Below are 25,164 nucleotides of genomic sequence, written 5' to 3' on the forward strand. Positions count from 1 at the left end.
TACATCCTTATGAGTTTAAATGATTTCCTTACTGTTAAGACTTCTTTGTAAAACGTTTAAGTTCATTTCTAATGTTATTTTCTAAACGTTGATAGGCCATTAATTGTTGGCGTGCTCGTTCAATCTTTTTATAGTTACCTGGATTTTTTTTATAAAATTGTTGGTGATAGTTTTCAGCCGGCCAAAATTCTGTTGTTGGTTGAATTAGCGTAACGATTGGTTTTTTGTATTTATCTGATTTAACTAACCGCTGTTTTGACTTTTCAGCAATTGTTTGTTGTTTCTCATTTCGAACAAAAATAATCGGACGATACTGACTGCCACGATCTTGAAATTGACCAAACTCATCGGTTGGATCGGTCAATTGCCAATAAAGTTCTAGTAAATCTTCATATTTAATGATTCTCGTATCAAAAATAATCTCAACTGCTTCGACATGTCCAGTATGGCGGCCGCTCACTTGGTCATAAGTGGGATTATCCACATCTCCTCCAGTGTAACCAGATAAGACTGAAACAATTCCCTTAAGAGTTTCAAAAGGCTCTACCATACACCAGAAACAGCCTCCTGCAAAAACGGCAGAATCTTGATAAGTGAGATCATTCGTGTAGTGTTTCGTCAGATCAAATTGAACGGTGTCAATATTAGTACCAGTAATCTTTCTATAAAAATCCGTCACATCAGGGGTTAAAGTACCTCTTAAAGCTAGTGGGCGTAAGTCAGCTTCAAGTTTTGCCAAATGGGTATCAAAATTAGCACCATCTTCTAAGCTGTTTTTGGCTGATGATAATAGGGATCTTTCCCATTTACGGGTCCCAGGATTGAGTATGAGGTTATATAAGTCATTGAGTGTCTCTTCGTGATTCATTTTCATGTTGATGACCCTCCTTATGTTTGATTTTACAGTGAAAAATTCTGAGTTCATTTTATTTTAGATTCATTAGTGATAGTTATCTAAGTATCGTTATCAAGGATTAAAACTAATGAGTCTAGCGATAGTTGTTTTTTTTATTATACATCAGTAAGTATGGACTAAGAACTATTTGAATCCATAAATACGAATATTGAAAGAAGACAGTACAAAAGATATACTAGAAAAACCATCCCTTAGGTGAGTTTTTCAATACTCATTTAAGGGAAGGTTTCTTATCGTTCACTTGAGCCAATGAAGACTAAATCTGCTTAGTTTATTAAAACAAGTTTTTAATTTTTTCAATATTTTTAATCATCACAGAAGTAGTTCCATCAGGGTTATTAATAAATTCGACAACTTCTGGATTTCGATAAAGTTCGATAGGGATGCTAATTTCTATGCCGTTATCTAAACGGAATTTTTGTTTTGAATATTTTGGCCCAGCTACAGCGACTTGGGCAGGAGCTTTGTCTACGTAGCCTAATTCTTTTGTTTCCTCAAAAAACTTTTCTTTCTTTGCATGATCATCCCCGTAAAGAGTCTCAGCAATCACTTGGTTATCAATGACATTTTCTTCAGTCATACTGTGAACAAGCGCCTCTTTCGTATCAGCTAATACTTGGAATTCTTCATCATTAAACGCCTTGCTTGTTTTTTGAACGGCTTTTTTTATGATAGAGATATTCTCTTTGAGACTAGGTTGAGGTTTATCTTCTAAAAATAATTCTGTAAAATAGAAAATTTTCTCTGCTAATTCAGTAATCATGTGTTTCTTTTCGATCACGTGGTATTCCATATTGCTTAAGTCCAACACCATTCCTTCTTGAATGGCTTGGCGGGCACTCGGTAAAATTGAACGATTCACAATCAACTGATTGATTAACGTATCTTCTTCGTAAGAAACATAATGAGTGATGCTGTCAGAATAATTTAGTTTAAACAATCCTAAACAGGGCACTTCGTCTAAAGTAAAGGAGACGAATAATAAATCTGCTGGTGGTATTTCTGGATTGAGTTTTGTAATAGAAAAGAATTTTTCAGTTAAGGTTTTAGTTGTTTCAATAAAATCATCTTGAAGAGTATGAAGAGTTTGGATCAAGGGGTTATCTGCTGTTAGTATCCCAGTTTTCATGTTGTCTGAATCTTCTACTTTCTCAATCATGGCGTGAAGATAATCAAAAGTGAATTTCTCCGTAAGATCTAATCCGGCAAAAGAAAAAATAGGTTCATTACTGTTCAAATCAAAAATGTGTAAAATAGCTTCTTTAATATAAATCATCTTGTTCCCTCCATTTTTTCAGTCACGCTTAGCAGTATCTCATAAATTGGACAGTCAAAAAAGAGCTTTTTTGAAAAGCAGGATTGGAAATTTCTAAACAATTATTTTTTAAGTGCTAAAAACAAAATAAGCTGACTCCATAAAAATGGAGTCAGCTTATTTAACTTGCTATTTTTTTATAATCATGTTGATAGCCTGATCAATTTTTTGTGCTTGGTCTTGAACGTCTTTAGTAGGGTTCTCAAAACAATTTTTTAAATTTTCAGCAACGATTATGCCCATCACACGATCAATACTAGCGCGAGTGGCGCTCAATTGTGTGATGACATCTATGCATTCTTTGTCTTCATCAATCATCTTTTGAACACCGCGAACCTGGCCTTCTGTCCGTTTTAAACGATTAATAATTTTCTTTTTTTGTTCTAGTTTATTTTCCGTATCCATTGTATCCCTCTTTCTAAAAGTCAGTTATAGTATATCCTTTTAAATAGAATAAGTACATAGATATTAGATAAACAAGTTTAAGTTAGAATCTTCGCTATCGCCAAGGTAAGCTGCGACACCACCATATTCAACAAAATCAAATAGTTCTTCTTTTTCAATCCCCATGATATCCATACTCATGGTACAAGCAATAAATTTAACACCTAAGTTGCTTGCTTTTTCAATCATGACTGGTAATGGGTCCACATTCTTTTGTTTCATCACTGTTTTCATCATTTTAGCACCAGCACCACCCATGTTCATAGAAGAAATAGGTAAGCTATCCGCATTGTTAGGAAGCATGATGTCAAATAATTTTGCCATACCGCTTTTTTGTATTTTTTGTTTTTTCAAGACGCTTAATCCCCAGAAAGTAAAGAAAATCGTCACATTTTTACCCATTGCGGCTGCACCTGTAGCGATAATCATAGAAGCTAAAGCTTTATCCATATCGCCACTAAAGACTACCATCGTTGCGCCTTCTTTTGTTTCTTTCATCACGCCTTCTTGAGGAAGGTTAGCAGTGTTTTGTAAGAGGTTGCCCTTTGATAAGGTTGCAACGACTTTATCGCCTTCAATTTCATTTTTTAAGACAGTATTTCCTGTACTTTTAGCCCACGCTTCAATATCAGCACTAAAGCCAAAATCACTCGCTTTAACGACCATTTTTTGTCCATCAGACATTTGGTCCATTTGTTCTTTAACTTTTAATATCGGACCAGGACATTGCAATCCACAAGCATCCACTTCGATAGTTGTTAAAGGACAAGTTTGAGAAGGATCTACCGGTTGTTCTTTCACGACTTTTTTGAAGGGCTTATTTTTTAATACATAGTTTGCAAATTTATATGTTTTATAACCGCCATCAAGATTTTTTACATCAAAACCATTGTGCATCAAGATTCTTGCAGCATTGTATCCTCTTAAACCCACTTGACAGTAAACATAGATAGTTTTATCTTTTGGCAATTCATCTAGTCTGTTTCTTAATTGATTTAAAGGAATAAATGCGCCTTTTGGCAATGAGCCAGTTGCTAGTTCAAAGTCTTCTCTGATATCCAAAAAGAATGCATCTTGTTCTAATAACGCATCGACTTCATGCCATTGAATCGTTTTGATTTTTTCATTCATCATATTATCAGCTGTGTATCCTAACATATTAACTGGATCTTTTGCACTAGAATAGGGGGGAGCATAAGCTAGCTCGATAGCGGCCAGTTGATCTGCCGTTCCACCAAATTTCATTGCTGTTGCGATAACATCAATGCGTTTATCAACCCCTTTAGTTCCAACACCTTGTGCACCTAAAATTTTACCATCGTTTCCGAAAAGTAATTTCAAATGAATCGGACTAGCACCAGGGTAATAACCAGCATGTGAGTTGGGGTGCACATGAATCACTTGGAAGTCAATTCCTTTGTTTTTCAACATGCGTTCACTATTCCCAGTAGAAGCAGCAGTCAATTCGAAAATTTTAGCGACAGAAGTTCCTTGCGTTCCTGGGTACATTGCAGGAATGCCGTTGATGATATCCGCCACTAAACGTCCTTGACGATTCGCTGGCCATGCAAGAGGGATATTTGTAGGTGATCCATCCACAACATCTTTCACTTCAATAACATCCCCAATTGCGAAAATATTTGGGTAATTTGTTAGAAGCTGCTCGTTAACTTTGATAGCATTTTTAAAGCCAAGTTCGATGCCGCATTCTTTAGCTAATGTATTTTCTGGAGTAACGCCAATAGATAAAATGGTCATATCCGTTTCCAATACTCTGCCACTCGTTAATAACAGTTTTTTTCCATGATCTTTAAATTCTTTCAATCCATCATTTAGTAATAAGTTAACACCATGCATATTGATTTGAGTGTGCAATTGTTGTGCCATCTCAAAATCGATATTGGGCATGACTTGAGGTGCCATTTCAACTAATTGAACATCAAGGTCCAATATTTTAAGGTTTTCCATCATTTCTAAACCGATAAACCCACCACCAATGATGGTTGCAGTTTGGATGTCATTTTCGGCTATATATTCTTTAATAAGGTCCATATCAGGAATATTGCGTAATGAAAAGACATTTTTAGCAGTTTCCATACCTGGAATTGCGGGTGTGATGGCTTTTGCGCCAGTTGAAATAATTAGTTTATCGAACGTTTCTGTATAATTTTCACCTGTTTGATGATTCAAAACAGAAATTTCATTATTTTTTGGATCAATCGCAGTTACTTCAGAAAAATTGCGGATGTCTAATGCATATTGCTGCTCCATACCTTCAACAGTTTGTAGCAATAAGCTATCGCGCTCTTTAATTTCCCCACCAATGTGGTATGGAAGACCGCAGTTGGCAAATGAAATGTATTCACCTTTTTCAAAAAGAATAATAGTGTCATCTTCGTTTAAACGGCGAAGTCTAGTAGCAGCTGTTGCTCCACCAGCTACACCGCCGATAATAAGTATTTTTTGTGCCATGAGTAATTCTCCTTTGGATTTGATTGTTTTTTCACAATATAAAATATACCCTACTAGGGTATGATAGTCAAGTGTTTTAAGTCTATAATTAAAAGACTGTCAAATATGGTAACGCAACAAATAAACGGAAAGCCTCATAAGTGTACCTTTAGGGGTATGGTAGGTAAAAAGATTTTTTAAGGAGAAAGATATAAAAAGTTGAAAAATGCAAAGAACTATATAAAGCACTAAAGAAGAAAATGAATAGGGGGTAAAAGTTTGCTAATCTTTTCTCCATACTATTTCTGTAACAAATCAGTCTGGAGAAAAGATTTATTTGTAGTAAAAAGATTTATTTGTAGTAAGTAGTAGTAAATGGAAAGACTTAGTCTCTTTTGCTTTTCCACGAGAATTTGAGATAAAGCAATTCACTTTTTTTCATCCAGTAGGTTTAAATGCTTCGCTTAATCGGGAAAACTATTTTATAATGAAGTATGATTAAAATTTGATGAACATAAAGAGGGGTTAAAATGGATTTTACAAAGATGCATGGGATAGGCAATGATTATGTTTATGTAAATGATTTAGATGAAAAAATCACTAATCCAGCGGCCGTTTCTTTAGTTGTGAGTGATCGCCATTTTGGTATCGGATCAGACGGGTTAATTTTGATCCGGCCATCTAATAAAGCTGATTTTATGATGCGGATGTACAATGCGGATGGATCAGAAGGAGCCATGTGCGGCAACGGAATCCGTTGTTTCTCAAAATTCGTCTATGATAAAGAATTAACGGATAAACTAATGTTGACGGTCGAGACAAAAAGTGGCATCAAAACCATCGAATTAGAAAAAGAAGGCGACGAAATTACAAGAGCACGTGTTGATATGGAGATGCCTATTTTAAAAACAAAAGACATTCCTATGCGTTGGTCTGAGGAAGAATGCATCAACCAGCCTTTACAAGTGAATGGACAAACTTACCAAGTTACGGCGGTTTCAATGGGGAACCCTCATGTCGTTACGTTTGTGGAGGACACTAAAGGGATCGAAATTGAAAAAATTGGACCGTACTTCGAGCATCATGAAGTATTTCCAGAACAGGTGAATACGGAATTTATCCGTATCATCGACAATAAGACAATCGAGATGCGTGTATGGGAAAGGGGCTCCGGCGAAACATTGGCTTGTGGAACAGGTGCTTGCGCGGCAGTAGTAGCTGCCCATTTGAATGGCTATACTAGTAGAAAAGTAACGGTGAAACTGCTAGGCGGAGATTTATTGGTGGAATGGGATGAAGGAACGAATTTGGTTTATTTATCCGGTTCCGCCACAACAGTATACGAAGGAACGATAGATATTAGAGGAGTGAAAGCATAAATGGTTACAGTAAATCACGATTATCTAGACTTAAAAGGAAGTTATCTGTTCTCTACAATCGCAAAGAAGATTACAGCTTATCAAACGAAACATCCGGAAGCGAAGATTATCCGCATGGGTATTGGCGATGTAACGCAACCACTGGTGCCAGCTGTCGTAGAAGCGCTCCATAAAGCAGTCGATGAACAAACAAGCATGGATACGTTCCATGGTTATGCACCCGATTTGGGTTATGCTTTTTTACGTGAAAAAATCGTTGAACAGGACTACGAAGCAAGAGGCGCACATGTCGAATCCGATGAAGTATTCATTTCAGACGGAGCAAAGGGCGATGTAGCAAATATTCAGGAAATATTCGGACGGAACAACAAGGTCGCTGTTGGCGATCCGGTTTACCCTGTTTATGTGGATAGCAATGTCATGAGCGGACGTACAGGTACATACAATGCTGAAACGGAAATTTGGAGTGATCTTACGTATCTTTCTGCGACGAGTGAAAATGAGTTTACGCCTTCTTTACCGACAAATCATGTCGATTTGATTTACTTGTGCTACCCGAATAACCCGACAGGAACTACCTTGACGAAGGAAGCCTTGCAAGAGTGGGTTGACTATGCAAACAAGGAAGAGGCTATCATCATCTATGATTCTGCCTATGAAGCCTTCATCACGGAAGCGAACATCCCACGTTCCATTTATGAAATTGAAGGATCCAGAACGTGCGCCATTGAAGTCAGAAGTTTTTCGAAGACGGCAGGCTTCACCGGTTTGCGTTTAGGTTATACGGTCGTTCCGAAAGAATTGGTACGTGAAGGAGTTGCTCTACGTGATTTATGGGCAAGAAGACACTCTACGAAATTCAACGGCGCTCCGTACATTGTTTCGCGTGCAGGAGAAGCCGTGTATTCAAAAGAAGGTAAAAAACAAATTAAAGAACAAATCGCTTACTACTTGCGCAATGCAAAAACTATCCGTGAGTATTTGATGGAAGCTGGTTACGAAGTATTTGGTGGCGTAAATGCTCCTTATGTATGGACTAAAACACCAGAAGGAATGACGTCATGGGCATTCTTTGATTTCCTACTGGAAGAGAAGAACATCGTTGTGACGCCAGGTTCAGGTTTTGGCCCAAGTGGCGAAGGCTACGTTCGTTTCTCGGCATTCGGAGATTACGAATCGGTTCAGGAAGCAATGAAACGTATTACACAATAGACTATCTAGGCTTGAAGGCAGCTAGGCAATAGGCCAAGCTACTTCAAGTCTTTTTTTGTTTATTATCCAGATAAGCAATATAATTTTTAGCTAGCCCTATTTGTTCCTAATTCTTTTCGACGCATAATCTTCATGAAAAGCATCAAATTGGAATGGAAATGGAACTCGGTGGTCTGATGCTATAAGCACACGCAAAAAAGTTCAAGGTATTTTGCCCTTGAACTTTTTTGTCTGATGAAGTTCAGAACTTTGTCGTAACGTGTTTGATGCATAATCCAGACATAGTTGTTGACGATACCTAGTAGGGTTGCAATTAGATAGTTATTTATTTCATGTTTCTTCTCGCCGAATTCTATTCTGTATTTGACTACGACATGAGGCTATCTCTTACCATATCGATGTGTGGAATATTGTCTTCCAGGTAGATTTCTGAAATAGGTCGGAAACCGAATGATGTGTAAAATGTTTGCAGATAGGCTTGTGCTTGGGCATTCATGGGAAGTCCAGGATAGTGTTGATCCGCATAAGATAAAATGACTGTCAATAACTCTTCACCGAATCCGTTTTTCCTTTGTTCTTTCGGGACCATTACCCGCCCAATCCGGGTGCTGCCGGGTTCTAAAATAAGGCGTGCATAGGCCATAAATACATCATCTGCTTGTTTGAAGAAATGGATGCTTGTAAGATCAATATCATCGATTTCTTGATAGGCACAGTCCTGTTCAACAACAAATACAGTTGTGCGTTCTTTATAAATACGGTGGAGCTCATTGTTCGTGAGTTCTCCAAAATGTTTGATTATCCACATACTTAATCCTCCTGACAGAATAGCGATTTCCGTTCATAATAGCCTTATTATAGCAAAGTCGGCACAAATAAAAAATAGGCGAATTTTTTAGGGCATCCTCTAACAGAAAGGACTACGATAATCAGTCAAAAAAGAACACCTGAAACAAGATGAAATCTTTAAGGTTGAATAAATAAAAGACGCATCAAAAACGCTTAATAAATGTGTAAACAATGAATCTTCTGAGAGTCGTTTTGATAGTGCCTAGTATAGTCCGTTCAAGTGCAATATTAAATGAGGATAATAACTGCTGGCGCTATACAAGAGAACGATCCAATTGGTCAGGAATTGTTCCAGTAAGATCAGAATTAGATGTTAAGTTGGACTAGATTAACTTGTGAAATGGATGGTTTGTAGCTTATACAGTCAGTGTATTTTTTAATTTAAAAATAACATCTTTAATTAAAGCTGTTTGTATCCCTACGGAAAGAGTGGATAAATCTATTGTATCCACTCATATTAAGGTGTACAATCAAATAGGATTAGGTGTACCTTAAAGATGAAAAGGAGTATTATAATGAAGTTGTCAAAATTAAACAGAAATGAGTCAGTAGTGGTGACAAAAGTTGGTCATCCAGATCCACAAATGCAGCAACGGTTAATGGATTTGGGCTTTTATCCTGGAGGATTAGTCAAATTAGTGCTAGTTAGTCCAAAGAAAGATCCTAAAGCATATGAAGTAAGAGGGACGGTTATTGCAATCCGTAATGAGGATGCTAATTATATACAGGTAAAAATAAAGGAGAAAAACGATGTCGGATGAGTTTATATTGGAAAATGAAAAAAATGGGCATGTCATTTCTTTAGCAGGAAATCCTAATGTTGGAAAAAGCACTGTTTTTAATCAATTGACTGGTTTAAAACAACACACTGGTAATTGGCCTGGAAAAACGGTTGGTATCGCAGAAGGAACAAAGCAGCATAAAAATAACTATTATTGTTTAGTTGATTTACCAGGTACCTATTCCCTTTCGTCTAATTCAGAAGAAGAAGAGGTAGCACAAGATTTTATCCAATCTGATTTATCTGAAGCGACCATTTGTGTTTGTGATGCAACTTCATTAGAACGCAATTTAAATTTGGTGTTACAAATCATGCAAATGTCAGACAAAGTGGTGGTTTGTGTTAACTTAATTGATGAGGCACGTAAAAAAGGAATAGAGATTAATATCGATAAATTGCAATCGTTATTAGGAGTTCCTGTCATTGCTACAGCAGCACGTCAAAATGAAGGATTAGATAACTTAATGACTGCTATAGATAAAGTGGTTTCTGAGGAACTTAAAATGAACCCCTATATGAAAAAAGCTTTAGTTAGTTTAAAGGAAAACCAAGAAGAGAATACAAAAGCCTTATTAGATCGAGCGACAGTCATAGCTAACGATGTGATAAGCTTCACAAAAGAGGATCATAATCGCCGCGATCGCAAGCTGGATAAAATTTTGACGCAAAAACTGACCGGTATTCCAATTATGATTTTGTTATTAATTGTCGTTTTTTGGTTAACAATACAAGGAGCAAATGCACCCTCAAATGCTTTAGCAAGTATGTTTGGTACAATAGGGGCTTACTTGAATCAATTCGCGGCAGCTATTAATATGCCTGAGTGGTTGCGTGGCGCATTAATGGATGGAATTTATAATGTATTATCAACGGTTATTTCAGTAATGCTGCCACCAATGGCTATCTTCTTTCCTTTGTTTACCTTACTAGAAGATTTCGGTTACTTGCCGCGTGTCGCCTTCAACTTAGATAAGTTTTTTGCAAACGCAGGAGCATGTGGCAAACAAGCGCTGACGATGTGTATGGGATTTGGTTGTAATGCAGCTGGTGTAACAGGAACACGAATCATCAATTCACCTAGAGAAAAATTAATTGCTATTGTAACGAATAATTTTGTGCCATGTAATGGCCGGTTTCCAATATTAATTTCAATCATTACTATGTTCTTTGTAGGAAGTTCCGTAAGTTTGGGAAGTAGTTTACTTTCAGCGGTTCTTCTAGCTGGGACAGTTATTTTAGGGATATTAACAACATTTTGGATTTCTCAATTGCTTTCTAAAACGATTTTAAAAGGCGTTCCCTCTTCATTCACGTTGGAATTACCGCCTTATCGTAAACCGCAAGTTGGATCAGTTATTGTTCGATCTATTTTTGATAGAGCGCTATTTGTTTTATGGCGTGCAATTATTGTTGCTGCGCCAGCTGGATTAGTCATTTGGATAATGGCTAATGTTAGGATTGGTGACGCTAGCATATTGACCTGGATTACAACTGCAATTGATCCGTTTGCTCGTTTAATGGGCTTAGATGGAACCATTTTAATGGCTTTCATTCTTGGATTACCTGCAAATGAAATTGTTATTCCAATTATGGTTATGGGCTACTTGAGTAAATCAACGCTCTTCGAATTCGATTCATTAGATCAATTTAAAACACTTTTGCTAGATAATGGATGGACGTGGTTAACAGCAGTGAATACCATTTTATTTACGATTTACCACTGGCCATGTTCTACAACGTTAATGACGATATACAAAGAAACGAAAAGTGCCAAATGGACATGGATATCCTTCCTAGTACCAACAGTAATGGGAATAGTAACAACGATGATCGTTACCTTTTTAGCACATCTCTTTCATTTAGTATAAAAGGAAAAAGCTGTTACAATGACTAGTATCGTATACCAACTGACCTTAACAGGAGGTGAATCCAGTGAAAATAATTTCTGCTATGGACTCAATGAAGGGTTCTTTAACAAGTATTGAAGCCAATCGTATCATAAAAGAAGTTTTCCAAGATGAACAAATAGAGGTTGTAGAAATAGCCATTGCAGACGGAGGAGAAGGGACTGTTGAAGTTTTTGTAGAGAATGGACAGGGTGTCTATGAAACGGTGGCTGTTCATAATCTAAAAGGAGAGGCTATAGAGACAGTTTTTGGCTGGCTAGCAGAATCAAAAACAGCGATTATCGAAGCAGCTGCAGCTGCCGGTATCCAATTTTTAGATTTTAAAGAAGCCACACATCCTAAAAATACCAGTTCAATCGGTGTTGGCGAAACAATCCTAAAAGCATTAGATAAACAGGCTGAAACGATTATTATTGGACTAGGTGGCTCAGGAACGGTTGATGGTGGCATAGGAGCACTAGCAGCTTTAGGAGTAAGATTTTATGATAATCAAGGAGCAGAGTTGACTCCTGTTGGAAAGAATCTAGCGAATATTTCAAGCATAAACGAGGACAAATTAGATTCGCGTGTAAAAGAAACAACATTCATCGTTGCAGCTGATGTAGCGAGTACGTTAACAGGACCAGATGGGGCAGTCTATATGTTTGGTTTGCAAAAAGGGATTTTAGAAGAAGAGCTGTCAGCATATGAAAGGGCAATGGAACAGTTTAAGAGTATCCTTTTAGAAAATGAAGTAGATCACTTTGGCGACGGTGCAGCGGGTGGACTAGGTGCAGCATTTAGAAAAGTGTTAAGTGCTGAAGTTGTTTCTGGGCTAGAATTAATTGCAAAACAAGTCCAGCTAGAGACACTACTGAAGGATACCGACTTAGTAGTGACTGGTGAAGGGAAGCTGGATAATCAAACGCTGCAAGGAAAAGTACCTGTTGGAATCAGTCGCTTAAGCAAACAACGCGGGATTCCAACGATTGCTTTTGTTGGTGCGTTTACGGGTGACAGTGAAGCGTTTAAAAAAGTGGGTATCCATGCTGTAATACCCATCGTAGATCGAATTACTACATTAGAAGAAGCGATGGGAAATGCTGGAGAGAATTTAAAAAGAGCGGCTCAACGAACCAAGGAACTGCTATTTCTTTTAAACTCAATCGATTAAAAATAGCAAAAACCTCTCAGAAAAAATTCTGAGAGGTTTTATGTTTGAAAGAATCGTTCTATTCTACTTTTATTTCATAGTGATGGTAGCACGTAGTTGTATTTTATTGCATTGACAGAAGTACTCAAAACAGTGGCGGGTTTACTAGTGTTAACGATTACTCTTGTATACACGTTTCTAACGTTTCCTTGATAGATTGGATAACATGCTATTCTTTTACTGCTAAAAACAGATATTGTTTCTGCTGGATTAATGTATAAATCTTCAGTTTGAAGTTAAGACATAACAGCCACAAGCATACCAGGTTTCAAGACGTTTTCAGCTGTTTTTCTGTTTAGTTCTTCATACATAGATTTCACTTGCTCATAGTTAACGACAGGAACTTGTGTTGTTTCTGTTTGTTCTAATGCATCGACCAACGTTTGATAAAAATCTTGAGATTTTATGTTTAGTGATGCAACAGCATATATTAGTTTTTGATAGTATCAAAAGCAACCTTGTGTTACGTTAAAAAAATTGTCAGCGAATGAGTTAGCTAAATGAATATTTATTGATAAAGGATAATGATGAGAACGAAAAAGAATAGCCAAAGAGTGTGGAACATAAAAGTTGTTCAAAAAATTAAATAGAATAGAACTAAATGAAATAAAATACTTGAAAGGCATTAATAAAGAAAAAGCGAACACGAGTAAAGTAGGATGATACTACAATGTACTTACTTATCTATTTTTCTTATAGCCCTTATGTTAAAATATAGGTAAAAAGCTTTATGTGAGGAAGATTATGGAAAAAAAGAATCAATATCGTACAACTATAAAAATTTGCCCCCTATTTTATCAAGAGACTAAACGAATCAACCAACTTTTATTAAATAATATAACGAAAGAAGAAATTATTAAAAAGTTGAACGACCAAAATCATTTACAGTTAACGTCTGCTGCTCAAATAAAATCAGTTGGCAGCGAATTGTTGTATAGGCTGTCTTTACTCGATAAGAAAATGCAAGAGATGATTCAACAAGAAGATAACCAAACGTCTAAAACTTTAGTAGTCTACAGCATTCTTTGTGCTGATCGGTTATTCATAGAATTTGCTAGAGAACTTTATTTAGATAAATTATTAACGCTGTATACAGAAATTTCTAAACAAGAAGTCATTCGATTTATTGAGCGTAAAGCAGAAACAAATGAAACAGTTGCTAAATGGGAAGACTATACTTACAATCGATTAGCGCGTTCTTTTTTGCAAGTACTAAAAGAAGCAGGTTGGATTCATGAAATAAGAAAAAGTCATTACAAAATAGAGAAGCCATTCATTTCAATTGGAGCTAGAAATTACTTGAAAGAAGAAGGTTATACTCCAGCTGTAGAAGTAGTGTTAGGAGAGTTAATATGAGAACGACTCAAGAGAGATTGAATATTCTACAAGAAAAGTTAATAAGTCCTGACTTTTTAGAGAAACAAGGATTGGGAAATGAAATGAGTTATTATATTTTTGATTATGATCCCAAAGATGAACTTTTGATACGCAAAGCCATTCCAGAGATGACGACATATATCACTAAGCATACTGGAGATAGACATTTTCAAGAATTTAATCTTTACGATATCATCATTGATTTTTTTGAAGAACGAAATTATATGCAAAAGAATTTTCGAGCTGAAGAGAAACTAGGTAGTGAACGAGTGATTGAAAAAATGCAACAAGGATTAAAAATTGCTACTGAACGGGATGTGATTGTTAATTCTATTAAAGAAAAATTAAATGAAGATGCTATTGTTTTGATTACTGGAGTTGGAAAAGCGTACCCAATTATCCGTTCGCATGTCATTTTAAATAACTTACAATCAATTATCACTCACAAACCATTAATTATGTTTTACCCAGGCAGATTTGAAAATAATACGTTAAAATTATTTGATGTTTTTCACGATGATAATTATTATCGTGCATTTCAAATAGTACCTAGATAGGAGGAGTTAACTTGAAAATAAAAGAGTTGTTTTATAAAGATATTGAACGAGAAATCCAAGGTGTAGTTGTCGTTGATGAAAAAGAAGAAGCAAAAGCGGAGCAAGAGTTAGAAGAATTTGTTGTAACAGAAGAAATGGAAAAACATTTAGATACTTTTTTTGAGGCATATAATAAAGCTTATAAACAACCCACGGACAGGATTGGAGTCTGGATATCAGGATTCTTTGGTTCAGGGAAGTCGCATTTCTTGAAGATAGTATCGTATTTATTAGATAGCAACAAAATCGTTTCAGGAAAAAGACCTGTTGATTATTTTGAAGTAAAAATTCACTATCCGATGATACTACAAAAGATGAAAGATGCGATTAGCTACCAAACGGATGTTGTCCTGTTTAATATTGATTCTAAAGCTGGAGCAAATACGAAGCAAAGAAAATTAGCCGTTGTCAAAGTCTTTAATAAAGTGTTTGATGAGCACCGTGGATACAGCCCCTCTATACCCTGGATTGCTCATTTAGAAGAAACCTTAGAGGACAAAGGGCAATATGAAGTGTTTAAAAAGTCATTTGAAGAAAAAGCTGGTCTTATTTGGGAAGAAGGAAGGGATGAAGTTTTCTACAATGAAGATGAGATGATAGAAGCTCTTATGGAAGCAACAGATATGAGCGAAGAAAGTGCACGCCATTGGATTACAACTGGTGAGGAAAATTATGATGTTAGTGTTGATTCGTTTGCCAGACGAGTGAAAAAATATGTAGATCAAAAAGATTCTAATTACCGCCTAGTGTTTATGGCTGATGAAATGGGCCAATATATTTCTGATAATAAGGATTTAATGGTTGAATTGCAGACTGTAGCAGAAGATATCGGTCGTTATACAAAAGGGCAAGTTTGGGTAGTGGTCACAAGTCAACAGGATATTGACAATTTAGAAAATGATCTTTCTTCTTCGAATGATTTTTCAAAAATTCAAGGTCGCTTTCCGACTCGCCTAAGCTTAAGCTCTGCAAATGCTGATGAAGTTATCAAAAAGCGCTTATTGGCTAAAAATGACACGGCAAAACAAACGTTACAAATTACATACGATGAACGAATGCAAGCGGCTTTACGGAATAAAATTTCTTTTTCAACTGATACGGCTACATTAAAAGTATACGACACAATGAAAGATTTTGTTGATTTTTATCCTTTTGTTCCTTATCAAATTACATTATTACAAAAAGTACTAGAAGAAATTCGTAGACATGGACTTGCTGGTTCAAGTGTCTCCACAGGAGAACGAAATTTATTAGGAACGATTCAATTAGCTGTTTTACAGTATAAAGATAATCCTGTAGGTTCTTTAATTCCATTTCAATCGTTTTTTGCGAACCTAGACTCTAGTTTAGATTATAGTATACGATCAACTATTATAAAGGCACAACAAAATGCTAGTTTAAATAAATTTGACGTCGAAGTATTAAAATTATTATTTCTAATTCGGTATATTCAAGAAATTCCAGCTAATAGTGAAAATGTCGCGACTTTAATGATTAATCAATTAGATGAGGATAAATTAGAAGCAAGTAAACAAGTTGAAGAATCTTTAAGAAGATTAGTGAAAGAGTACTTAGTTCAGCGTAATGGATCTGAGTTTATCTTTTTGACTAATGAAGAACAAGATATCAACCGCGAAATTCAAAATATGGAAGTACCTACAGCCAACTTACTTAACCAAATTGGGGAAGTAATCTATAGTGATATACTCGACTTGAAAAAATACACACATTATTCGGTTTTGAATAAGAAAAGCGTCAGTTACAACTTTGACGTAGCTCGTTGGATAGACGATCGTGTTATTGGTAATGCTAACGCTGAAATAGGTGTACGAATGATTACTCCTTATTCGGATAGTTATCAGAATCCAGAAAGTATCTTGCAACTATCTTCAAGAGAAAACCAAGTAATTGTGGAATTAGATTCTACAGGAACGTTTTATGAAGATATGTTAAATATTATGAAAATTGATCAGTATTTACGTGTGAATTCTTCTCGTAAACGGACAGACTTAGAACAGGATATTTTAAACCGTAAAGCTCGTGAACGAAATGAGTTAACAGCCACTATTCAAGTTCAATTGCGGAATGCTTTAGAGCATGCACATATCTATATTTACGGTTCAGAAGTAGAAGTTAGTGGAACAAATGCTCCTTCAATTATTAGTGCTGGCTTACATCAATTGGTAACAAATATTTATCGCCATCTTAATTATGTCCAAAAATTTTATGAACGGAGTGATTTTGATTCAGTTATTAATGAAGATGATATCGAATTACTAGAGATAGGGATAGACGGTAATGATGAAAATCACTTAGCTACTGAGACTATCCAACAGTATATTCAGCGACAGTCCGAAAGAAAAATTACGTTCACATTGTTTAACTTGATTCAAGAATTTCAAATAAAACCATATGGCTGGCGTGTAGAGGATATTCTAGTCTCTATCATACGTTTAGTTAAGGCAGAAAAAATCATTCTAAAAACAAATCATCAAACCATTGAGTTGCAAGATCCAATGCTAGAACGACAACTGATGAACCGAAACTCCCAAGAAAAAATGCTTATTCAAAAAAGAAAAGTGATTGACGAACGAATCCTCCGTGAGGTTAAGCAACTCCATAAAGATTTATTTGGAGTTCGTTTAACAGAAGATAAAGAAGATAGGATAGCCGAAGAATTTCGTGCGAGATTAGAACGGAAACAAAAAGAATTACACACACTACTAGAAAAATATCGAGAACATTTTTATCCGGGGCAAGAAGAGATCAATCAGTATCTGAAAGATATTACCCAAGTAGTTCATGTACAAGATACGTTAGATTTTATTCAAACTTTACATCGGACAGCAATGGACCTGTATGATGATGCGGATGAAATGATAGAAATACAGACATTCTTTAAGTATAGTCAAGTAGTTTATGATGAAGCTTACAAAATACGCAATCGGTTTAAAGATGATCAATCCATGATTCAACTTGAAGAAACTTTAAGCGTGGGAAATGAAATACAAAATATTATAAAAATGGCACGTCCATATAAACGGTTGAGCGACTTACCAAAATTAGTCGAACAATATAAACAGTCATTAACGGAAGAAATGAATAGAGAAATTGGACCGCTAATGGATAACGTAACAAACAAAGAAAAAATATTACTCGATTCTATTCAAACGGACAAAGAAGTAAATCAGCACTTTGTTCATAGTATTCGCAGTCGCTTTGAGGTATTAAAACAAAAGGTTGATAACTCTGGCACGTTGAAAGATTTAAGTGCTGCTAAATCTGAAGTCGAGTTTATTACAGATCAACTATCTAGTCAAATTAATAGATACCAGCATGAACTAGCGGAAGAACGGCGAATAGCATTAAAAGCAAAACAAAATATACAAAAAGAAAAATCTTATCCTGAAAAAGAAGAAGTTGAACCCATCATACATGAACCACAAGCAGTATTGGTACATGTCAGTCAATTGATACCCTCTAGTAGCTACACTATTCGAAATGAAGCAGAGTTAGCTAAGTTGATGGAAGAAATGAAACTAAGACTTCAAAAAGAGTTAACAGAAAATAAATACATTCAATTTATCTAATAAAAGAAAGAGCTAAATCATTTTAGCTCTTTTTTAAAATGAAAGAAGTGTGAGTATGGATAAAACAAGTTTGAAGATATTTGTATTGAATGCAAGACGAGAATTAACTAATTTAGTGATTGCACAAGCAGCAAGCTGGGGAATTACTTCTGGAAGAATGGCAGAGAAAACGTATTTAGAAGATGGCATGATTATCAATGGTCAAGTCGTCGATGCTGATACAGCAAATAATTATGACCATTTAGTCAAACGAATTGAATTGAATGGTTACGAAGAAGTTATAAAAGAAGCGACATATACTTGGTTCAATCGCTTTGTAGCTTTAAGGTACATGGAAATTCATGATTATTTACCTATTCGAACTCGAATTTTATCATCAACAAAAAAAGGGAAAAATGAGCCAGATGCTCTTACGGAAATAAACTATCTTATTGAAGAGCTTAAAATGGACAAGGAGGTCGTCTATAAATTACAAGATGAGCATAGAGTAGATGACTTATTTAACTATCTTATTGAAAAGCAGAGCAAACAATTAGAAACAATGATTCCAAATGTTTTTGATAAAATAGAACGCGATTTATTTCTATTGTTGCCAAATGGTCTGCTGAAAGAAAATGGTTTCATAGAACATCTTATAGAGGATATACCTGAAGAAGATTGGTCAGAAATAGAAATTATTGGATGGTTGTATCAATACTATATTTCTGAAGAAAAAAATACTATTTTCGCAAATATCCGTAAAAAAAAAATTGGGAAAAATGAAATCGGTCCAGCAACTCAAATATTCACTCCTAAATGGATTGTACAGTATTTGGTAGACAACTCATTAGGAAGGCTATGGATAGAGAACAATCCAAGTACTCAATTGCGTGATTTCTTACCCTATTATATTGAAGATGCAAAACAGTCAGAAAGTGTGATGCAACAATTAGAAAGGGTAAAGGGTAAGACTATTAAGCCTGAAGAAATAAGAGTAATGGATCCAAGTATGGGTTCAGGACATATGTTATTGGAAGCATTTGAAGTCTTAAAAGAAATATATTTAGAACAAGGGTATCGTATTCGTGAAATCCCAACATTGATATTAGAAAATAACTTATACGGATTAGATATTGATAAAAGGGCTTCTCAATTGGCAAGTTTTGTTCTGGTTATGAAAGCACGTTCGTACGATCGTAGCTTTTTCGAACGAGATAGTACATTACATTTATTGGGTTTTGAAGAAAGTAATGATCTTTCTTTAATCGAAAATATAGTGATTGGAAATTTAGACGAAGCGAATAAAGAGCTTGGAAAACTGTACGAAAACTTTGAAGATGCAAAATTATATGGCTCAATCATTAAACTCTCGCCAGTAAATATTGAAGCAATTGAACAAGCACTTAACGATATTAAGGACTTATCCAATAACGACATTTTTGCACAAGAATTTTTAGAATATATTAGCCCTCACATTGAACAACTTATTCATCAATATCAACTCTTGTCGCGTACATACCACGTTACAGTTACAAATCCACCTTATATGGGAAGCAGTGGTATGAACGATTCATTAAAGAAGTATGTAAAGAAACATTATCCAGTAAGTAAATCGGATCTATTTGCAGTAATGATGGAAGTTGAATTTAATTTAACTAAAAATAATTATTATGTAGCTATGATTAATCAACATGCATGGATGTTCCTAAGTTCATATGAAAAGTTACGAAAATCGGTTATTAAAACTAAAACAATTAGTAGTATAGTTCATACCGGAACAAGAACATTTCCAGAAATAAATGGGGAAATAGTACAAAGTGTATCTTTTATCATTAAAAATCAAAAGACTAAAGATTTTATCGGTAATTACGTACGTTTAGTTGATTATACTAGTGAAGAAAAACAATATCAGATTTTAAACAAAAAAAATAATTATAATATCACACAAAATAATTTTGAAAAGATACCAGGAAGTCCAGTAGCTTATTGGCTATCCGATGCTATAATCAATAAATTTTCTGAAAACCTATCTTTAAGCACATCTTCTGAGCCTAGACAAGGTCTAGCAACAGGTGAAAATGATAGGTTTCTACGTTATTGGTTCGAATTAATGACAACCGAGATTAATTTTAATGCTTCAAGTATTCAAAATGCTTTAGAAAGCAGATATAAATGGTTTCCTACGTCAAAAGGCGGATCATTTAGGAAATGGTATGGTAATAATAATTACGTAGTTGAGTGGGAAAATGATGGACGTAATATGAAAAATTTTATTAATTCAGAAGGAAAACAACGTTCCGTTATTCGTAATCCATCTTATTATTTCAAAAAAGGAATAACATGGTCAACGATTAGCAGCTCATTACCGTCATTTAGATACCATGATAATGCGATTTTTGAAACTAAAGGCTCCGTTCTTTTTCCACTTAAAGATGAAGATTTTTATTATATTTTTGGGTATATGAATACTAAATTAGTTGTTTTATTTTTACAATGTCTATCTCCTACATTAGATTTTCATGAAGGTCCAATGGGTAAAATTCCTTTTATTAATGGACATAGCGAAAAGGTTAATGAAATAGTAAAGAGTAATATAAGAGTATCCAAGCAAGATTGGGATTCATTTGAAACGTCTTGGGACTTTGAAAAGCACCCCTTCATTACCTATCAAGAAAACTTTGGAACTATAGAAAATATATTTCAAAGGTGGTCTAATGTAGCTGAAAATAGATTTAATGAATTAAAAGAAAATGAAGAAGAATTAAACCGACTATTTATTGATATTTATGGTCTACAAGATGAACTAACTCCTGAAATAGAAGACGAAGACGTCACCATAAGAAAAGCAGATTTAAGTCGTGATGTTAAAAGCTTTTTATCTTATCTAGTAGGAGTCATTTTCGGTCGTTATTCCTTGGACAAGCCAGGCTTAATATATGCTGGTGGTGACTTTGAATTAGAGCAGTATCAGACATATAAACCAGATAAAGATAATGTTATTCCAATAACAGATGAACATTATTTCGAAGACGATATTGTGTCTCGGGTAATAGAATTAGTAAAGATTATTTTTGGAGAACAAACGGTTGAAGAAAATCTACAGTTTATCGCAGAAGCTCTAGGAATGAAAACGAATGAAAATTCAAGAGAGGCTCTTCGCCGGTATTTTATGAAAGATTTCTTTAAGGATCATAAAAAGATATATCAAAAAAGACCTATTTATTGGCAAATGACAAGTGGAAAAGAAGACGCATTTAAAGGGTTAATTTACTTGCATCGTTATGAAACAACTACTTTAGCTCGTGTTCGTACAGATTATGTATTGCCATTAACGAATACTATTTCTGAATTGATGCGCCAAGCACAGCTTGTTAGTGATGGCAGTGATTCTTCAAAAGAAGTTGCTAAAGCTCAAAAGACTAAAGAAAAATTTCAAAAGCAATTACAAGAATTAAGGGATTATGACTTAATATTGAAGAATTTAGCGGATCAAGAAATTGAGTTAGATTTAGACGACGGTGTAAAAATTAATTACGAGAAGTTTCAAAATATCCCTGTAACAGGAACAGAGAATCATAGGGTGACTCAAATGAATTTGTTAGAAAAAATATAAGGAAAGATCCTTCCTAGATAGTAAGTTTATCTGGGAAGTTTTTTTATGGAAATTTAGAATAGAAAAAGCACTCTGTTTGTAAAGGGTTGTAATGACATGTTACAATAATAAGAAAAGGAGGAGTTTCTATGAGTACAATTAAGGCTAGAAAACAAGGGAATTCGATTATGGTTACCATACCTAGTTCTTTTGGTGTTAAAGAAGGAGAAGAATTTTTTTTCATCAAAAAAGATAATGGAGCTATCGTAATGATTCCTAAAATTAACAATCCTTTTGAGATTGCTGAAGATGGCGAATTCTATACTCCAGATTTAAACGTCGGTTTTGTCCCTGTTAAAGGAGAATTAGATGAGCTATAAACCTAAACAAAGAGATATAGTCATTATTGATTTTGCGCCGTCAAAAGGCTATGAAATCAATAAAAGACGTCCTGCATTAGTGGTAAGCAGTGATGATTATAACCGTGCAACGAATCTTGTGATTGTTTGTCCGATTACAACGACAGAAAAAGAAAAAGTCTTTCTTATTCCAATTGAATCAGACAAATTACGAGCTAACGGAATAGCTACCAGCAAGGTAAATACAAACCAAGTTTTTTCATTAGATTATACAGAAAAAGCTACTAGGAATATTCAATTTTTAGATAGAATAGAAGAAGAAACGTTTTACCAAATTGTTCAAATGTTTATGCATAATTTTTCGTTTAAAATTTAAAAGACTAAAGAGAGTTAATAAATAAAAAAAGAAGCACACTTCACTTTAATGTTATAAGTGGAATGTGCTTCTTTTAAATTAAAATGAATGCTAAACATAGTAGTAAATAGTGTATCTTCTTGTTAAAATAGGTATAGTTTACTTTGGATTATTTATTAAACGAGTAATAAAAAGAAATAGACTAGCTTATCTAATAGCCAATATGATTTTTAGCGAACGAAAGTTATAAGATAGAATAATAATAAACAACTAGTGATAAGAAAGTATGGTGAAGTAGTGTTTGAAGCTGAAGTAAAATTAAAAGAACGTTTTAAACAACCCTTACGAGATGAGCAAATAAGAAGAATTATCTTTTGGTACGATGAAACGCAAAGTTATGTATCTGAAGTAGATGAGTACAAGTTAGAAGACGTTCATACGATTAAAGTTAATGAGAATAACTTGATTTATACAAAGTACCTTATTGAAAAAGAATTTCCAAATGATTCTTTTTTATTGTATTTTGGGGAAGCAAAGCCCCTTGAAAAACAGAATAATCCCTTGTTAGATATTTATTTTTATTCAGAAGAATTTAAACTGGATGCGATGGCAGCAATCATGGACGAATTAGGACTAGACGATAATGAAAGTGATTATTTCTTCCAGTCCCATGCAGCTTTTTTTCAAAATAAGAAACGGCAAAAAGAATTTCGCGATTTATTGATAGGAGATAGCGACAAGTCTATCGAAAAATTAACGTTAGGAATTATGTGTGTATTGGTTAAAGCAAAAGAGTTCAGTTTTTCAGTTGTTTGTGAGAAATTATTTGCAGAATTAGCCCAAGATTCTAGCTTATCTTGGGAACAAATTGAGAAATTTGGTAAACCAAGTGAGTTTTGGGAATTTGCAGAGAACAAATTTTATTACCACAAAGAGAAGCCAAGTTTAAGAGATTTTCTTATCAGCATTTTTGTATCTAAGTTATCAATAGATTATAATGAAAAGATTCCTGCTAATTGGGACAATTATCTAATAACACCTGAAAATAACAGCGTTGTTTTTTTAAACCGTTGGATGAATCAAGTTAACGGGAAGATAGAATACAAGAAAGTAGCTATACTGGTTGCAAACGAATTAAAATTCCAAAAGTTCTTAAAAAAGAAATCAAGTGAATTCTTGTCTCAATCGGATACTTTTTCTGAAATAGAAGACTATTTAGTTGAATCAACTATTGATGCACTTCTTATACCTGTTGTTAGGCACAACCAGATAGAGCAACTCATCTTAAATCGACGAAATAGTTTTTGGTATTCGAACTATAGCAGTCAATATAAAGCATTACTAGCTGCAAGTCGGTTGCTACTCAAAATCAATGGAATTGATCAGAACGGTATAGAATCAGGAACAGAAAAATTATGGCATGCTTATCAAGAGAACTACTATCAAATAGATACGTATTACCGTCATTTTAACGTTTCATTTACTCAATTAGAAAATCCTTCAGATAATTTTTACCAGTTACAAGAAAAAGTTGAGAATTTCTATATAAATGGCTTTCTACAGATTTTTGCAGAAAAATGGACAGCAAACCTTAATCAAATGGAGACCTTTGAAATCGAGGGAATAGCAAAACAAACGAACTTTTATCAAGATGATATAAAAGAATACGTAGATAAGGATACTCGTGTATTCGTTATTATTTCTGACGCATTACGCTATGAAATAGGTGTGGAGTTAGCTGAAGAACTAGAAAATAGTCACTACTATCAAGTAAATGTAAAAAATATGCAAGGTGTTTTACCTAGCTATACAGGGTTGGGAATGGCTAGTTTGTTGCCTCATCAAGAGCTTGAAATAGTAAGAAATCAGATAATAGTAGACGGAATGAGCAGTCAAGGTCTAGATAATCGGAATAAAATTATGGGAAAAAATATAGGAATGAATAAAGGCAGAGCTTTCAGGGCTAAAGATATCCTAAATGCTACTAAAACAGAGTTAAGAGAACAATTCAGTGGTGGATTAGTTTACTATATTTATCATAACACTATTGATGCCACTGGTGACCATGCTGCTAGTGAGGATAAAGTATTCCAAGCTGTGGAGACCGCAAAATCTGAATTGATACGACTATCAGATAAACTAGTAAATAATCTCAGTGCGTCACATCTGTATATTACAGCTGATCACGGATTTATGTATACAAAAAAACCATTGGCAAGTGTGGACAAAGTCTCTATGCCTACCAATCAATTTATTGAAAGCAATCGGCGTTTTTATATTGATTCAACAAAAGAAGCTTCAAGTGTATTTCATACATTTAAACTCCCACTGGCTAATCAAGAGGAGCAATTTGTCCATATTCCGAAAGGTGTTTTACGGATTTCAGTTCAAGGAGCAGGTGCAAATTATGTTCATGGAGGTTCGATGCCTCAAGAATGTTTAATCCCTCTATTAGAAATCAAAGCAGAAAGAGGACGTGATACTCGTAAACGAGTGGGGATACAACTTGTTAGTGAGCAAAATCGAATTACGAATGTAGTAACGTATTTAACTTTTTTACAACTACAACGAGTAACCAAAGAAAATAAAAGCCAAGCTGTGAGAGCTTATTTTGAAGATAAAGATAAAAATAAACTATCAAATGAAATCATTCTATTAGCGGATTCAATTAGTGAATCTCCAGAAGACCGAATTACAACTGGAAAATTTACTTTTATTCAACGTCTATATAGTCTAAAAGAAAGTTATTTTTTCGTACTAGAAGACGCTCAGACTAATGAAGAATTGGATAGACGTTACTTTACAATTGATTTATAAAAATGAAATAAAAAGTGCTTGTAATGTTAAAAAACATAGTATATACTTTAGGT

General features: G+C 34.7%; 18 protein-coding genes. 12 read left to right on the forward strand and 6 right to left on the reverse strand.

The features are described from left to right. Positions 1–34: 34 nt before the first annotated feature. From msrA to BR44_RS08505, 4 genes are all read right to left on the reverse strand, one after another. A complete protein-coding gene (gene msrA, locus BR44_RS08490) occupies positions 35–874 on the reverse strand; it encodes a peptide-methionine (S)-S-oxide reductase MsrA (RefSeq protein ID WP_034551861.1) in 840 nt (279 codons plus the stop codon). Between the two features lie 316 nt (positions 875–1,190). Further along, entirely contained in the window at positions 1,191–2,192 is a 1,002-nt protein-coding gene (locus BR44_RS08495; protein ID WP_034551863.1) for a nucleoid-associated protein, read from the reverse strand. 168 nt (positions 2,193–2,360) lie between these two features. Continuing rightward, entirely contained in the window at positions 2,361–2,636 is a 276-nt protein-coding gene (locus BR44_RS08500; RefSeq protein WP_034551864.1) for a metal-sensitive transcriptional regulator, read from the reverse strand. Between the two features lie 63 nt (positions 2,637–2,699). Further along, entirely contained in the window at positions 2,700–5,147 is a 2,448-nt protein-coding gene (locus BR44_RS08505; protein ID WP_034551866.1) for an FAD-dependent oxidoreductase, read from the reverse strand. 509 nt (positions 5,148–5,656) lie between these two features. Between BR44_RS08505 and dapF the strand changes: the two genes are divergently transcribed. Further along, positions 5,657–6,505, forward strand: a complete 849-nt coding sequence (gene dapF / locus BR44_RS08510; RefSeq protein WP_034551868.1) for a diaminopimelate epimerase — start codon at positions 5,657–5,659, stop codon at positions 6,503–6,505. Beyond that, positions 6,506–7,717 (forward strand): LL-diaminopimelate aminotransferase, encoded by a 1,212-nt coding sequence (locus BR44_RS08515; RefSeq protein ID WP_034551870.1) that lies wholly within the window; start codon positions 6,506–6,508, stop codon positions 7,715–7,717. It abuts the gene before it with no gap. A 367-nt stretch (positions 7,718–8,084) separates the two neighbouring features. On the opposite strand, the gene BR44_RS08520 is transcribed toward BR44_RS08515, so the two are convergent. Beyond that, positions 8,085–8,525: a GNAT family N-acetyltransferase gene (locus BR44_RS08520; RefSeq protein ID WP_034551872.1), complete on the reverse strand. Its 441-nt coding sequence runs from the start codon at positions 8,523–8,525 to the stop codon at positions 8,085–8,087. 556 nt (positions 8,526–9,081) lie between these two features. Here BR44_RS08520 and BR44_RS08525 point away from each other — a divergent pair. The 3 genes from BR44_RS08525 to BR44_RS08535 all read left to right on the forward strand — a co-directional run bounded on the left by BR44_RS08525 (position 9,082) and on the right by BR44_RS08535 (position 12,407). After that, positions 9,082–9,327, forward strand: coding sequence for a FeoA family protein (locus tag BR44_RS08525; protein WP_034551874.1), 246 nt, complete (start codon positions 9,082–9,084; stop codon positions 9,325–9,327). Continuing rightward, complete coding sequence (gene feoB, locus BR44_RS08530; protein WP_051912638.1) at positions 9,317–11,215, forward strand: ferrous iron transport protein B; 1,899 nt, start codon at positions 9,317–9,319, stop codon at positions 11,213–11,215. The genes BR44_RS08525 and feoB overlap by 11 nt, the downstream gene beginning before the upstream one ends. A gap of 64 nt (positions 11,216–11,279) precedes the next feature. Further along, the gene (locus tag BR44_RS08535; RefSeq protein WP_034551875.1) at positions 11,280–12,407 is read left to right on the forward strand and encodes a glycerate kinase; all 1,128 of its coding nucleotides are present in this window, start codon (positions 11,280–11,282) and stop codon (positions 12,405–12,407) included. 275 nt (positions 12,408–12,682) lie between these two features. Here the strand turns inward: BR44_RS08535 and BR44_RS11560 are convergent, their stop codons facing one another. Then, the gene (locus tag BR44_RS11560; protein WP_156954938.1) at positions 12,683–12,826 is read right to left on the reverse strand and encodes a hypothetical protein; all 144 of its coding nucleotides are present in this window, start codon (positions 12,824–12,826) and stop codon (positions 12,683–12,685) included. A gap of 364 nt (positions 12,827–13,190) precedes the next feature. Here BR44_RS11560 and BR44_RS08540 point away from each other — a divergent pair, with 364 nt between their 5' ends. The 7 genes from BR44_RS08540 (at position 13,191) to pglZ (ending at position 25,111) form a co-directional block, all read left to right on the forward strand. After that, positions 13,191–13,802: a DUF1819 family protein gene (locus BR44_RS08540; RefSeq protein WP_034551877.1), complete on the forward strand. Its 612-nt coding sequence runs from the start codon at positions 13,191–13,193 to the stop codon at positions 13,800–13,802. Further along, positions 13,799–14,380 (forward strand): DUF1788 domain-containing protein, encoded by a 582-nt coding sequence (locus tag BR44_RS08545; RefSeq protein ID WP_034551879.1) that lies wholly within the window; start codon positions 13,799–13,801, stop codon positions 14,378–14,380. The genes BR44_RS08540 and BR44_RS08545 overlap by 4 nt, the downstream gene beginning before the upstream one ends. Before the next feature lie 11 nt (positions 14,381–14,391). Beyond that, complete coding sequence (gene brxC, locus BR44_RS08550; RefSeq protein ID WP_034551880.1) at positions 14,392–18,009, forward strand: BREX system P-loop protein BrxC; 3,618 nt, start codon at positions 14,392–14,394, stop codon at positions 18,007–18,009. Between the two features lie 55 nt (positions 18,010–18,064). After that, on the forward strand, positions 18,065–21,601 hold the full coding sequence (pglX, locus tag BR44_RS08555) for a BREX-1 system adenine-specific DNA-methyltransferase PglX (RefSeq protein WP_034551882.1): 3,537 nt from the start codon (positions 18,065–18,067) through the stop codon (positions 21,599–21,601). Positions 21,602–21,729: 128 nt separating this feature from the next. After that, on the forward strand, positions 21,730–21,960 hold the full coding sequence (gene mazE, locus BR44_RS08560) for a type II toxin-antitoxin system PemI/MazE family antitoxin (protein WP_034551883.1): 231 nt from the start codon (positions 21,730–21,732) through the stop codon (positions 21,958–21,960). Then, complete coding sequence (locus tag BR44_RS08565) at positions 21,950–22,315, forward strand: type II toxin-antitoxin system PemK/MazF family toxin (protein ID WP_034551885.1); 366 nt, start codon at positions 21,950–21,952, stop codon at positions 22,313–22,315. Before mazE ends, BR44_RS08565 begins: the two co-directional genes overlap by 11 nt. Before the next feature lie 252 nt (positions 22,316–22,567). Then, positions 22,568–25,111, forward strand: coding sequence for a BREX-1 system phosphatase PglZ type A (gene pglZ / locus BR44_RS08570; protein WP_084676125.1), 2,544 nt, complete (start codon positions 22,568–22,570; stop codon positions 25,109–25,111). The last annotated feature ends 53 nt before the right edge of the window (positions 25,112–25,164 follow it).

This window comes from Carnobacterium funditum DSM 5970 (genome assembly GCF_000744185.1).
In the GTDB taxonomy this organism is placed as follows: Bacteria; Bacillota; Bacilli; order Lactobacillales; family Carnobacteriaceae; genus Carnobacterium_A; species Carnobacterium_A funditum.